The organism is Roseovarius sp. MBR-51 (assembly GCF_053628575.1).
Window position 1 is genome coordinate 94,910 of sequence record NZ_JBRJGQ010000008.1, and the last position, 13,334, is coordinate 108,243.

Annotated in this window: 14 protein-coding genes; 6 read left to right on the plus strand and 8 right to left on the minus strand. The window is 62.9% G+C overall.

The features are described 5' to 3' along the window. Positions 1-60: 60 nt before the first annotated feature. The 3 genes from ACSSVY_RS13185 (at position 61) to ACSSVY_RS13195 (ending at position 2,289) form a co-directional block, all read left to right on the plus strand. Positions 61-864 carry a trypsin-like serine peptidase gene (locus ACSSVY_RS13185; protein WP_454270047.1) on the plus strand — a complete coding sequence of 268 codons (804 nt, stop codon included), beginning with the start codon at positions 61-63 and terminating at the stop codon, positions 862-864. Continuing rightward, a complete protein-coding gene (locus tag ACSSVY_RS13190) occupies positions 861-1,682 on the plus strand; it encodes a trypsin-like serine peptidase (protein ID WP_454270048.1) in 822 nt (273 codons plus the stop codon). Before ACSSVY_RS13185 ends, ACSSVY_RS13190 begins: the two co-directional genes overlap by 4 nt. A 139-nt stretch (positions 1,683-1,821) precedes the next feature. Next, a complete protein-coding gene (locus ACSSVY_RS13195) occupies positions 1,822-2,289 on the plus strand; it encodes an Hsp20 family protein (protein ID WP_009816637.1) in 468 nt (155 codons plus the stop codon). Positions 2,290-2,338: 49 nt separating this feature from the next. Here ACSSVY_RS13195 and ACSSVY_RS13200 read toward each other — a convergent pair whose 3' ends face one another. Both ACSSVY_RS13200 and ACSSVY_RS13205 read right to left on the minus strand, forming a co-directional pair. Continuing rightward, entirely contained in the window at positions 2,339-3,574 is a 1,236-nt protein-coding gene (locus tag ACSSVY_RS13200) for an META domain-containing protein (RefSeq protein ID WP_454270049.1), read from the minus strand. A 73-nt stretch (positions 3,575-3,647) separates the two neighbouring features. After that, positions 3,648-5,120, minus strand: a complete 1,473-nt coding sequence (locus tag ACSSVY_RS13205; protein ID WP_454270050.1) for an NAD-dependent succinate-semialdehyde dehydrogenase — start codon at positions 5,118-5,120, stop codon at positions 3,648-3,650. A 90-nt stretch (positions 5,121-5,210) separates the two neighbouring features. Here ACSSVY_RS13205 and ACSSVY_RS13210 point away from each other — a divergent pair, with 90 nt between their 5' ends. Both ACSSVY_RS13210 and ACSSVY_RS13215 read left to right on the plus strand, forming a co-directional pair. Beyond that, entirely contained in the window at positions 5,211-5,999 is a 789-nt protein-coding gene (locus tag ACSSVY_RS13210) for an alpha/beta hydrolase (protein ID WP_454270051.1), read from the plus strand. 87 nt (positions 6,000-6,086) lie between these two features. Then, positions 6,087-7,319 (plus strand): MFS transporter, encoded by a 1,233-nt coding sequence (locus tag ACSSVY_RS13215; protein WP_454270052.1) that lies wholly within the window; start codon positions 6,087-6,089, stop codon positions 7,317-7,319. Here the strand turns inward: ACSSVY_RS13215 and ACSSVY_RS13220 are convergent. From ACSSVY_RS13220 to ACSSVY_RS13240, 5 genes are read right to left on the minus strand one after another with little or no spacing between them, the layout of a single operon-like run. Then, positions 7,316-8,239, minus strand: coding sequence for an alpha/beta fold hydrolase (locus tag ACSSVY_RS13220; protein ID WP_454270053.1), 924 nt, complete (start codon positions 8,237-8,239; stop codon positions 7,316-7,318). The two genes, ACSSVY_RS13215 and ACSSVY_RS13220, sit on opposite strands and share 4 nt — an antisense overlap. Further along, positions 8,236-9,153 carry an ornithine cyclodeaminase family protein gene (locus tag ACSSVY_RS13225; RefSeq protein ID WP_454270054.1) on the minus strand — a complete coding sequence of 306 codons (918 nt, stop codon included), beginning with the start codon at positions 9,151-9,153 and terminating at the stop codon, positions 8,236-8,238. The genes ACSSVY_RS13220 and ACSSVY_RS13225 overlap by 4 nt, the downstream gene beginning before the upstream one ends. 15 nt (positions 9,154-9,168) lie before the next feature. Continuing rightward, the gene (locus ACSSVY_RS13230; RefSeq protein WP_454270055.1) at positions 9,169-10,140 is read right to left on the minus strand and encodes a DMT family transporter; all 972 of its coding nucleotides are present in this window, start codon (positions 10,138-10,140) and stop codon (positions 9,169-9,171) included. Positions 10,141-10,149: 9 nt separating this feature from the next. After that, positions 10,150-10,602 (minus strand): YaiI/YqxD family protein, encoded by a 453-nt coding sequence (locus tag ACSSVY_RS13235; protein WP_454270056.1) that lies wholly within the window; start codon positions 10,600-10,602, stop codon positions 10,150-10,152. Positions 10,603-10,624: 22 nt separating this feature from the next. Then, positions 10,625-11,710, minus strand: coding sequence for a CaiB/BaiF CoA transferase family protein (locus ACSSVY_RS13240; RefSeq protein WP_454270057.1), 1,086 nt, complete (start codon positions 11,708-11,710; stop codon positions 10,625-10,627). A 146-nt stretch (positions 11,711-11,856) separates the two neighbouring features. Here ACSSVY_RS13240 and ACSSVY_RS13245 point away from each other — a divergent pair, with 146 nt between their 5' ends. Continuing rightward, the gene (locus ACSSVY_RS13245; protein ID WP_037276670.1) at positions 11,857-12,360 is read left to right on the plus strand and encodes a CoxG family protein; all 504 of its coding nucleotides are present in this window, start codon (positions 11,857-11,859) and stop codon (positions 12,358-12,360) included. A gap of 132 nt (positions 12,361-12,492) precedes the next feature. Here ACSSVY_RS13245 and ACSSVY_RS13250 read toward each other — a convergent pair whose 3' ends face one another. After that, positions 12,493-13,209, minus strand: coding sequence for an SGNH/GDSL hydrolase family protein (locus ACSSVY_RS13250; RefSeq protein WP_454270058.1), 717 nt, complete (start codon positions 13,207-13,209; stop codon positions 12,493-12,495). Positions 13,210-13,334 lie beyond the last annotated feature (125 nt).

The following is a 13,334-nucleotide window of genomic DNA, read 5'->3' on the forward strand; positions in this document are numbered from 1 at the left end:
TCATAATCTGGCCCAAAACGCTTGCTATCCCGCAAGTGTCTGGACCCGGTCGGAGACCTCATGCTGCGCCTTATCATCACCCTTCTGTCAACCTGCATCGCGGGTGCGTCGATGGCGCAGGACAGCCGATTGCAACGCTTGGATGTCGGCGACGAGGCCCGCCAGTGGGAGGCCGTCGGACGGCTGGAACTGGGCGGGCGCGGGTTTTGTACCGGGGCGCTGGTGGCACCCGATCTGGTGCTGACGGCGGCGCATTGCCTCTTTGACAAGGAAACCGGCGCGCGGCTCGATCCAGGTCGGATCGAGTTCATGGCCGGGTGGCGCAATGGCCGCGCGGCGGCCTACCGCTCTGTCCGCCGTGCGGTGACACATCCCGACTATGCACCGGCGACCGATGTGACCGCAGATCGCGTGCGCAACGACGTCGCGCTGCTCGAATTGTATCACCCGATCAACAACACGCGCGTGACCCCGTTCGAGACCGACGAGCGCCCGCGCAAGGGACAAAAGATTGGCGTTGTCAGCTATGCCCGCGACCGATCCGAGGCGCCTTCGCTGCAAAATATCTGCGAAGTTCTGGCGCGTCAGGATGGTGTGCTGGTGATGTCCTGCGACGTGGATTTCGGATCGAGCGGTGCTCCGATCTTCAGCTTTGAGGGGGGCGTGCCGCGGATTGTATCGGTTGTGTCGGCTATGGCTGAGGTCGAGGGGCGCAAGGTATCGCTTGGCACGCAATTGACCGATCCGTTACGGGTGCTGCGCGCGACGCTGGATGAGGGCGGCGGCGTGTTTCAGGATGCAGCGCCCAAGATGTTCACCTCTGGCGTCCGGCGCAACACCGGTGCCAAATTCTCGAAACCATGAAGGTGTGGCGCATTTCTCTGAAGGCGCTCGCGGCGCTGCTAATTCTGGCACCGGGTGCTATGGCCCAGACCAGTGGTCTCATTCGGCTCACAGATCGCGATGATCTCTTTGGTTGGGAGGCGGTTGGACGTGTTGACCTTGGGCGAGATGGATATTGCACCGGGGTCCTGATTGCCCCTGATCAGGTCCTGACTGCGGCGCATTGTGTCTATGACCCTGCGCAGCGTGGGATTAACCCCGACATCATCCGGTTTCGTGCTGGTCTGCGCGATGGCGTCGTCATCGCCGAATCCGGCGTGGCACGCTATGTGGTTGCACCCGGATATGACCCGGCGGCGGGGATGCAGGCCGAGAATGTCCAGCGCGATCTCGCCCTGATGCACCTGACCACCCCAATTCCTGCGGCCCTCGCGTCGCCGTTTCACCTTGCGGCCACCCCTGCGCCCGGACAGCGGGTCAGTGTCGTTTCTTATGGCCGGGACCGAGACAAGGCACCGTCATGGCAGCGTGATTGCGGTCTCTTGTGGCGGTCCGAGGGGGTCATGGGGTTTGATTGCGTAGTGATCAACGGCTCGTCCGGCGCGCCGGTCTTCGCGCGGGATGGTGGGCGGGCGCGTATCCTGTCGCTGGTCAGCGGTGGCAATTGGCACGGCGGCGAAAGCCGCGCCTATGGCATGGACCTGCCCGACCTCGTGGCGCGGCTGAAACAGGATCTGCGTGCGGCGGCCTCGCGCCCGCTTGCGGCAAACCCGGGGTTTCGGCGCGTGACGGTGGGCGGGGATGCGGCGACCTCCGGGGCGAAGTTCGCGCGACCCTAAGCGCGCGGCCCGGGGTCTTGACAGCCGCTCGAGCACTTCCCAAATCACACGTGTTCCGGTGCCGCAGGACGGGCCGGACGCATAGCCTGTCCCCACAGGGGAAGGCGCAACTTTGGTATCGCTCAATGGAGGATGACCCATGCGTAATTTTGACCTAGCTCCGCTTTATCGTGCCACGGTCGGTTTCGACCAGATCGCTGATCTCTTGGACCGCGTGATGGCCAGCGATGTGACACAGCCGACCTATCCGCCTTACAACATCGAGAAAACCGCCGACGATGCCTATCGTATTTCGATTGCGGTGGCTGGATTTGCCGCTGATGATTTAGGCGTCGACGTGAAGGATGGTTCGCTTGTCGTCTCGGCGCGCAAAAGCGACGAAACTGAAGGCCGAACCTATCTGCATCGCGGCATCGCCACGCGGGCTTTTGAGCGTCGCTTCCAACTCGCCGATCATGTGCGCGTGATGGGGGCCACACATGCCGATGGGATGCTGCACATCGACCTGCGCCGCGAAGTACCCGAAGCACTCAAGCCGCGTCGCATCGCGATTGCCAGCGGCGACATTGTGACCAAGGATGTGGTGGACGCCGACAAGGTGAACTAAGCGCCTCAATCCACGCTCGGTCAGACCCCTCTGGCCGAGCGTTGGCGGTTCAGGGACGCCGCGCTTCGATCAGCACGCTGTCTTCGGACCCACCGATCAAGTGCAATGCGCCATCCTCGGTGATATCGAATCGCGTCACCTGTTCCAGCGCATCGAGCATGCGGCGCTCTTGGTCCATCAGCGGTTCAGGGCAGGCCATCAGTGTGCTGCCCATGGAGCCAAATTGCAGCCCCTCACCAGTCAGTGTGTAGCCCCCGACCAAACGGTTGCAGCCTGTGCCGCCAGCCACCCGACCCGGTGAAGTGAAGTTCAGGGATAGCTGCTCTGGCTCGATCAGCTCTGCATCCCCCAAGGACATGACCTGCCAGGTTGGCCCGATCAGCAAGCCCTCAGGCGCACCACCGCAGCCTTGGAACGTTCGTCCGCCAAGGTCCAGGGCCGCCGCGTCTGGATGCGGCATGCCAGTGGCATCGTCCCTGCAAATCCCCTCGCGGATTGTCAGGCGCGCCTCGACATCGGGCATATCAAACACATAGGCGCCGGGCAGGACCTGCACATCGGGACGAGGAAGAGTGTGGGTGATCTCGCCGTAATCTGCGGTGATTATGGCGGTATCGTTTAACACGACGGACCACCCGGGCTCATTGCCTCCGGCACGATAGCTCTGCTGTTGCGGTGGCGGTGCCTCCTGACATTCAGGCAGATCCCGTCCTTCTAACCGGACCATGGCCGTGTCGCCCTTGTTCCAAAATTCCGTATCCCGGTCTTTGATGCCCTCAAATCGCGCGCCAGAGGCGGATACCGCCTGTTTCATAGGAATATCTCGTCCCTCGGCGCGCAGGACAATTTCATCCCCCAACATGCCAAAGGAAACCGTTGTATCCCCACAGATAAAATCGACGGCAAAGGCCAGTGCCGTGACCGGCTCCAGAATGAGTGTGCCGAGGTCGACCGGTTCTGTCCCAGCCGCAAAGGGCAGGTGCCGCAGAATCCACCGTGGTTGGTTATGCACCCGAATTACCGCGCTCAGCCGTCCCGACAGGTCGGCAGGCACCGTCATTTCAAACGGTAACGGTACCTGTTTGCCATCCGCGTCAATCGTCACTTCACCCAGCATGGTTCCGAAACGGCCTTCGGCCACGACGACGGCGCGAGCATTGGGAGGCAAGGCGATGCGTTGAAGATAGCCAAGCCCGCCGGACACTGTGCGCGTCTCGTCCTGTGCCTGTGCCACGACCGCGGACAAGAAGGTCAGAAAACTGGCCAAAAGGATCGAGCGGGGCATCGCCTGCCTCCTTTGCAACTAGAGTTGCGGGCATCCTAGCGATTGCCCCGCCTTTGGTCGAGTACCGCTTTGGTCAGATGCTCATGCAAATGTATTTCATTTCGAGGAAGTCCTCGATCCCGTGATGACTGCCTTCGCGGCCAAGCCCGGATTGCTTGACGCCGCCAAAGGGGGCAACTTCGGTCGAGATAATCCCGGTGTTGACGCCGACGATCCCGTATTCAAGCGCTTCGGCCACTTTGTAGACGCGGCTGAGATCCTTGGCATAGAAATACGAGGCCAGTCCAAAGATCGTGTCATTGGCCATGGCGATCACATCGTCCTCTGTCTGGAACTTGAAGAGCGGTGCCAGCGGACCGAATGTCTCGTCAGTCGCAAACTGCATATCTTGCGTGCAACCAGTGACGATGGTGGGGGGCAGGAAATACCCCGCACCCTGCGTCGGCTCTCCACCACCGAGAATGACGGTGGCACCTTTGGCCCTGGCGTCGGCCACATGTTCCTGAACCTTGGTAATGGCATCGGCGTTGATGAGCGGTCCCAGGGCTACGCCCTCGTCCATGCCGTCGCCCATCTTGAGCTTTTCGACCGCTGCCTTGAGCTTGGCGGCGAAGGCGTCGTAAACTCCCGCCTGCACATAGATGCGGTTGGCGCAAACACAGGTCTGACCATTGTTGCGGAATTTGCAGAGGATCGCACCCTCGACCGCCGCATCGAGATCGGCATCGTCGAACACGATGAAAGGCGCGTTGCCGCCCAGTTCCATCGAGCATTTCATCACTTGATCAGCGGCCTGGCGCAAGAGGATGCGCCCAACCTCGGTCGAGCCGGTAAAGGTGATCTTGCGCACGGCTGGGTTCTCGCAGAATTCCTTGCCAATCTCGGAGGCACGCGACGAGGTGACGATGTTGAACACCCCCGCCGGAATGCCTGCGCGCTCTGCCAAAAGGCCCATCGCGGTCGCAGAAAGCGGCGTTTCCGCAGCCGGGCGGCCAACGAAAGAGCATCCCGCCGCCAGCGCCGGGGCCGCTTTGCGGGTGATCATCGCGTTGGGGAAGTTCCATGGCGTGATTGATGACACGACACCGATCGGCTGTTTGATCACCGTGATCCGTTTGTCACGCTGGTGGCCGGGGATCGTCTCGCCATAGATCCGCTTGGCTTCTTCGCCAAAGAATTCAATGAACGCCGCGCCATAGGCGACCTCGCCCTTGGCCTCGGCCAGTGGCTTGCCTTGCTCTGAGGTCAGGATAACGCCCAGATCGTGCTGGTTCTCCATCATCAGGTCAAAGAAGCGACGCAGAACGGCGGCGCGTTCCTTGCCGGTCCATTTCGCCCATTCCTTTTGTGCGGTCTCTGCGGCGGCAATCGCGCGCGCTACCTGCGCGCGGCTGAGGTCGGCCACATGCGCGATGACCTCACCGCGTGCCGGGTTGGTCACCTCAAAGGTGCCATTGTCGCCATCAACCCACTCGCCATTGATATAGGCCCGTTCGCAGAGCAGGCTGGGGTCCTTGAGCATGGATTTCAGGTCGGTCTTGGTCATGGCGTTTCCTTCTTGGCATGGCTTTTGGTCTCGCAAACACAGACCAGCTTGGGCTAGGAATGTCTAGGGCCAGATAAGGGAGAATGCGCTGTGGAACTGGACGATGCCTATGCCAACGTGCCTTATATTCCGGGTGGGGCTCAGTATCCGGCGCGCTGGACTGTCGCGGCCGAGGCGTTCCGCGCCAAGCTGAGCGCCGAGCGGCGCGCGGAACTTGGCCTGCCTTACGGCGATGGGGCGCGGCAGGCGTTTGACCTCTTTCACCCCACCGGCGCGGCGCGTGGGCTATGTATATTTGTGCATGGTGGCTATTGGATACGGTTTGACCGCTCGCTCTGGTCGCATCTGGGGGCGGGGCCGCTCGCGCGCGGCTGGGCGGTGGCGATGCCGTCCTATGACCTCTGCCCGGAGGTGCGGATTGCCGATATCACGCGACAGATTGCGCGGGCGATTTGCGTTCTGGCGGCGCGCACGGATGGGCCATTGGCGCTGGTTGGTCATTCGGCGGGTGGACATCTGGTGGCGCGGATGGCGGTGCCGGGGGTCTTGCCCGGGGATGTGGCGGCGCGGCTGAACCATGTCATGCCCATCTCGCCGGTGTCGGACCTGCGCCCGCTTTTGCAAACCTCGATGAATGAACACTTCCGGCTGGACCGGGCGGCGGCAGAGGCCGAGAGCCCCGCACTCATGCGCCCCTTGCCCGTGCCGGTCACGGTCTGGGTCGGGGCGGAGGAGCGGCCGGTGTTTCTGGATCAGGCGCGCTGGCTGGCGTCGGCATGGAACGCTGGCCACGAGGTTGCCAAGGGGCGGCATCATTTCGATGTGATTGAGGCCCTGAGCGATGCGAATAGCCGCATGGTGGCGCAACTCCTTGGATGATGCAAAACGTGATGTGCCCCATCACAAAGCCTGAATTGACGCCCCTCGCCATTCCCCTAAGGTGCCGGGATAGCGCGCGAGGATAGAATGCCGAAATCCGCCCCCCTGATCACCCCCGTTCTTGTGGCGGGCTGCACCATCATCCTGATCTCTTTTGCGATCCGCGCCTCCTTTGGCGTGTTCCAGATCCCCATCGCGACCGAGTTCAACTGGCCGCGTGCCGAGTTTTCGCTGGCCATCGCCATCCAGAACCTCGCCTGGGGCATCGGCCAGCCGCTCTTCGGCGCTTTGGCCGAAAAGATCGGCGACCAGAAGGCGATTATTCTGGGGGCCCTCACCTATGCGGCGGGGCTGGTGCTGTCATCCTTTGCGGTGACGCCAGAGGCGCATCAGCTCTACGAAATCCTCGTGGGCTTTGGCATCGCGGGCACCGGGTTTGGCGTGATCCTCGCGGTGGTCGGGCGGGCAAGCTCGGACGAGAACCGCTCGATGAGCCTCGCTATTGCTACCGCTGCGGGATCGGCGGGGCAGGTGTTTGGCGCGCCGCTGGCGGAATTCCTGCTGTCCTTGATGACATGGCAGAGCGTGTTCCTGATCTTTGCCGCCGTGATCATCGCGGTGCTGGCCATGCTGCCGCTGATGCGCGCGCCCGAGCCGGTAGATCGCGCAGTGATCGAGGAATCGATGGGGACGATCCTGAACCGGGCCTTTCGCGACCCGTCCTTCACATTGATCTTTCTCGGGTTTTTTAGCTGTGGCTATCAACTGGGCTTTATTACGGCGCATTTCCCGGCCTTTGTGACCGAGATGTGTGGTCCGATCCTGCCCGGCGGGGCGCTGCACAATATCGGGATCACCACCACCTCGGCACTTGGGGCTGTCGCCATCTCGGTCATTGGCCTTGCCAATATCGCGGGCACGCTGACGGCGGGATGGCTGGGCAAACGCTATTCCAAGAAAAACCTATTGGCGGCAATCTATCTGGGCCGGACGCTGGTGGCGGCGGCGTTCATCATGACGCCAATCACACCGGCTACGGTGCTGCTCTTTTCTGTAACCATGGGGTCCTTGTGGCTGGCCACGGTGCCTCTGACCTCGGGCCTGATCGCGCATCTCTATGGGCTGCGTTACATGGGCACGCTCTATGGGATCGTGTTCTTTTCCCACCAACTCGGCAGCTTCATGGGCGTGTGGTTGGGTGGAAAGCTCTACGATTTGCACGGCGATTACAGCGTCGTGTGGTGGGTCGGCATCGGGGTTGGTGCCTTCTCGGCAATCGTTCACCTGCCGGTCAAGGAACGGCAGTTGAAACCAGCCTAATCGCGCATGAGATCACGCAGGGCGGCCAGAACCGCGTCGCTGTGGGTATAGGTCAGACCGTGCCCCGCGCCCTCGATCACCTCTTGGCGGGCGCTGCGGTTGACCTCGGCCAGCCGCGCCATGCTGCGCAGCGGGATAACGGTATCTTCGCGCCCCCAGATGGCCAGCACCGGCAGCCGCGTTTCAGCGATATCCGCATGCTCTTCAGTCAGATCCTCGGACACCATCCCGGCAATCGAGCGTGCCACCGCGGGCACAAAGCCACGATAGCGCAATTGGGCCTGTTGCAGATCGACGATGCCCGGCACGCTCGAGGGCAGATGCCGCTCTGCCTCGCAGCCTTTGCGAAAGCTGCGCGGGAAGCCCGCCAGCATCAGCCATTGCGCAAGCGGGCCACCCCGCGCGACCCGTTCCGCCAAGCGCCCCAGATCATGCCCCAGCCCGGCAGGCGCAATCAGCACCAGCGCCCGCAGGCGTTCGGGATGCAGCGCGGCAAAGGCCGTGGCAATCGCGCCGCCCATGGAATAGCCCAAAAGGGTGAAATCGCCCACGATACCCTGATCCTCGAGCAATTCCTCTAGCTGGGTGATGAAAAAGGCGCTGTCCTGCGGGCCATCGGGCCGGTCACTATAGCCGCGCCCATAAAGGTCATAGACCAGCACGCGGTAGCCAAGGGTGCCAAGCCCCGCCGCGATCCCCTGCCAGACAAAGGAGGGCGTGGTCAGCCCATGCACACAGACCGCTACCGGCCCGCGTGTGGCCCCCAGCCAGCGGTAATGCGTGATCCCGCGCGACAAGGTGACGAAATCGCCGGGGGCATCCCTGCGGAGTTGGTCGGTCATTGCGGGTTTCGTCGCCTCGCGCAGGAATGGGGCCGCGATGACCAGCCCTGCAAGCGCGAGCAGTCCGACCCAGATCATGCCGCAGCCCTCCAGGCATCGAGGATATAGCGGCTGGTCATCAGGTCGAGATGCGCACCACCGCCGTTCTTGAAGAGGGTGATGTCCTCGGGCGACTGCCGCCGAAACCTCTCAGGATCATAGAAATCGGCGATGAGGTGGTCGCGGCGGATCACGCCGGTTTCCAAGGGCGTCATGATCTCGCCGATATGGGCGACCGTGGTATCGAAACTGTCGACAAAGACCCGCGCCCGCGCGATAGCCGCATCATCCGCCTCGCGCATGTCGGGGCGATAGGCGCCGATCAGGTCGATATGCTGGCCGGGGCGCAGCCAGTCCCCCTTGATCAGCGGATCGGTGGACATGGTGGCAGAGGTCACGATATCGGCGGCGCGCACGGCGGTTTCCAGATCCTCGGCCACGGTCATGCCCTCACACTCTGCTGCCATCGCATCGGCATTGGTGCGGGTACGGTTCCACACGCTGAACCGCGCCCGAGGAAAGACCGCGCGATAGGCCTGCCAGAGCGTGCGGCCAACCGTTCCCGCCCCGACAATCAGGATGGTTTCGCTCTCAGGCCGCGCCAACCGCGTTGCGGCATAGAGGCTGTCACCGGCGGTTTTCCACTTGGTCACAAGATGGAAATCCACCAGCGCCTCCAGCGTGCCATCGCCATCGGAATAGAGATTGACCGCGCCATTGATCATCGGCACCCCCTGCTCTGGATTGCCCGGAAAGATCGTGGCGGATTTGACCGCCAATCCCATCCCGTCGATCCATGCCGCGCGGTTCAAGAGCGTGTCATTGCCACGATAGAGGAGCGTATCGGCAATCTCGGCCTTGGGCAGGCGATGCCCGGCCTCCAAGGCCGCACACAGACCCCGCCACTCCAGATGTGCCTCGCCTTGGGCAAAGGGAATGATCGTCAGGCTCATGCGCCTCTCCTTTGGTTAGCGGCGATAGGTCGGGGCTTTGGTGGCAACCGTCGCATCCTTGACCGACTCGCGCCACAAGAGATAGAGGCCAGAGCCCACAATCAGCGCAATTCCGATCCAGGCGGTCGCATCGGGCCAAGTGCCAAACACCGTCACCCCCCACATGATCGCCATCGGCATGGCGACATACTCGAACGGCGCGGCAAAGGCGGCCTCGGACAACCGATAGGCCTGTGAGATGAAGAGACCGCCCAACATGCCGGAAATGCCCAGCATGATCAGGATCGGCCAATCCCCCGGATCAGGCCAGACCCATGCGCGAAACAGGAATTCGAGCGAGGGATGCCCCATCCCGGCAAACCGCCCATCACCCAGGCTGAGGCCGATGATCGTGCTGGCGATAATGAAGGTGAGTTGAATGTAAAAAGCCATGGTCGGCGCACTCTCGGTGCCGCCGATCTTGCGCGCGAGGATGTGCATCACCGCATAGAGAAACGCCGCCGCGATGGGCAAGAGCGAGGCCAGTTGAAACGCCGCCGTGCCCGGCTTGACGATCACCAGCACGCCCAGAAACCCCACCGCAATCGCCGCCCATCGCCGCGTGCCAACGGTTTCGCGCAGGAACAGCACCGAAAACACCGTGATCACCAGCGGCGAGACAAAGAACACTGCCACCGCATCGGCAATCGGCATCGCCGCCAGACCCAGAAAGAGACAGGTATTGGCGCTGACCACGCAGAGGCCGCGCAGGAGGTGCATTTTCGGGCGGCGCGTGCGCAAGAGGGCGAGACCACCCGCAAAGGGCATCACGAAGGCTGCAAAGGCCGCCATACCCACAAGCGCGCGGATGAACACCACCTGATGCAGCGCATAGCTATCCGACAGGAATTTGATCCCCACATCGTTGAGGGAAAAACACAACACCGCCGCAAGCGCATAGGCGGCACCAATGAGGTTGGAACGCTGAACGGTGATGGCTGTGGTCATGGGGGTCCTTCAGATGTTACGGGCCGCAGCCCGCACCGCCCGTTCCAGAGCGTCCAGAAAACGCGAGCGGTCGGCCTTTGTAAACCCTTTGCCGCCGCCCTGACGGAACGGATCGGCGGCGCGCAGGTCGGCCATGAGGTCGCGCGTCGCCAGTACATTGCCGATATTGGCACCGGTCAGCGCTTCGCCATTGTGCTTGAGCACCAGCGCGCCAGCCGCCACGCATTTTGCGGCCAGCGGAATATCCCCGGTGATCACCACATCCCCCGGCCCCGCGCGCTCGGCGATCCACATATCGGCCACGTCGGGGCCATCCGGCACGATCACCGTCTCGACCAGCGGATTGCGCGAGGGGCGCAGACCGCCGTTCGAAACCACGAAAATCCGCAGCCCATGCCGCGTGCCGACGCGCTCGACCTCGTCCTTCACCGGGCAGGCATCGGCATCGACATAAATGGGCATGGTGTGGTCCTTAAATATAAAGTCAGATTGGAGCGTCAAGCCAGGCGCGGATTTCGGCGCTATGCTCTCCGCGTGTGGGCGGTGGGGCGACGCTTCGGCTTACGCCGTCAAAGCGTGGCGCGGCCGCGGGGCACAAGCTGCCTGCCTCCTCCTGCCAGATGTCCCGCGCCGCCATATGCGGATCAAGCGCCGCCGCGTCAGGTGACAGAACCGGCGCGACACAGGCATCAGACCCGGCAAAAACCTCAGCCCAATGTACCAGCGGTTTTGAGGCAAAAAGCGTGGTCAAAGCTGCGCGCTGTTCCGGCCATTGCGCGCGGTCTTGCTGCGCGGCAAAGCGGGGATCGCCCGTCAAGCCGAGACGCGCCAAAAACGCCGCGTAAAACTGTGGCTCAAGGCATTGCACCGAGAGCCATCCGCCGCAGGCGCAGGCGTAAACACCGCTCCAGTGCGGGCCATCAAGCAGACTCTGACCGCGTGTCATGCTGAGATTTCCGGTGGGCATCATCGACATCAAGAGCGCCATCATATGCGCCGAACCATCCACAATGGCCGCATCCACCACGGTGCCCAATCCGGTGCGCCCGGCGTGGATCAGTCCCGCCAGCATCCCCGCCACGAGATAGAGCGCGCCGCCGCCGACATCTCCCACCAGGGTCGGGGGCGTCTGGGGTGGCGTGCCGGGCGCACCCGCATACCAGAGCGCGCCGGAGGTGGCGATGTAATTGAGGTCATGCCCGGCCTCTTGCGCGCGCGGCCCCTCCTGCCCCCAGCCGGTCATGCGCCCGTAGACAAGGCGCGGATTGGCGGCCAGCATCGCCTCTGGCCCCAGCCCCAGACGCTCCATCACGCTGGGGCGAAACCCCTCGATCAGCGCATCCGCGCGCGAGACCAGCGCGCGGGCGGTGGCCACATCTTCGGCGCTCTTGAGGTCGAGCACGATGGAGCGTTTGCCGCGATCAAGGAGGTTGCGCGCGCCTGCCACGGGGTTGCCTACGCCGGGGCGGTGGATCACGATGACGTCGGCGCCCATCTCGGCCAGCATCATCGCGGCAAAGGGCGCGGGCCCCAGCCCTTCGAATTCCACCACGCGCAGTCCTGACAGCATCTCTGCCCCTCTCCCGTTTTGGCGCAGGGTAAGGGTAGCGGCGACCGAAGGCCAGAGACCTCGGACCGCTCCGACCTTCTGCTCCCTTGGCGCGGCAAGGGGCCTGCGCTAGGGTGCGGGCATCATGGAACGGGAGGGCATAACAGATGCAGATGAGTGACGCGCGCGACATCAAGGCGGATCGGGCGACGGTCTGGGCGGCCCTGCTCAGCCCCGAAGTGCTCAAGGAATGTGTGCCCGGTGCGCAGGAGGTGACGGGCACGCCCGAGGACGGTTTCGAGGCGACGGTCGTGCAAAAGGTCGGACCGGTCAAGGCCACGTTCAAGGGCATGGTCAAGGTCTCGAACATCGTCGAGATGCAGAGCCTGACCTTGACCGGCGAGGGCAAGGGCGGCGCCGCAGGCTATGCCAAGGGCGGTGCCAATGTGCGGCTCGAGGATAGCGAGACCGGCACCCGGCTGAGCTATGACGTCGAGGCCAGCGTGGGCGGCAAGCTCGCGCAATTGGGCAGTCGGCTGGTGGATGGCTTTGCCAAGAAGATGGCGGATCAGTTCTTTGCCCGTCTGGAAGAGGTGCTCGAAGGTCCATCCGAAGACGACCCCGAACCCGAGGCGGAAAAGAAAGGCTGGCTCAAGCGGTTGATCAGCTAAAGCACATTACGTCTGTTTGGGTTACATCGCCCCGGCCCTCGAGCCGGGGCCTCCAAGTTGCCTAGGCGAGGTCCCGGGCCAAGCCCGGGACGGCTGTGATTTCAATGTAGCCCAACATGCCCTAAGGCATTCTCATTCCGTCAGAGGCCGGTTGCGAGAGACCGTGCCCGCGTCATGCGCGACAATGATCTGCGCGATGCGCTGGCCGATCTGGCGGCTGGCCTTGAACGACGGGTGAATGAGGTCGATGGCGTGATAGGAGCGGTCGCCGTGCGGCACCATATCGGCGAGGGGCAGGAAATGCACCCCCCGGTCCAGCCCCGCGAGAAGGGCCACGCGACGATCCATCTCGGCCCCTTCATCGGTGCAATGTTCCACTGGTGATGTTATACCGGGCGTGCGCAGATAGCCCACATAGATCACCTGTGCGCCGCTCTGACGTAGACGTGAAACAAACCCTGGGATCACGCCGCGCCGCCCGTCGCTGGAAATCAGGCGATCCAGCTTGCCCGCGCAGCGCATGCAGCCACAGCCAAGCCAGAGATCATTGCCGCCGCCGTTCAGCACGGCCCAATCCCAATCGCCCTGACGAAATTGCTTGGTAATATTGAGGCCAAGTGCACCGCTGATGGGCAGACGGTATAGAAACCGTGCCCCGGCAACCGACATGTCGGTGACGCGCACGCGCAATTCCCGCTCAACCGAGGAAGAGACAGAGCGCCCCAACAGTTTGTGCATCGCCAAGAGAGAATCGCCCATCACAAGAATGCGCGGTTCTGCGCGGCTAGGGGTTGGGGTCATCATCATCCCCAATACCAGCAGGCTCAGGGCGAAAATCTGTCTGATCATTCCGTCATCCTCGTTTCCGTCAGGCGCGCCACATGTCATCTCCGATACTCTAACAGCATGCCGCGAAACTATGAACAAACTCACAAAAACAGACTGTTCTCTGATCGGCAACGCCGCGCATCGGC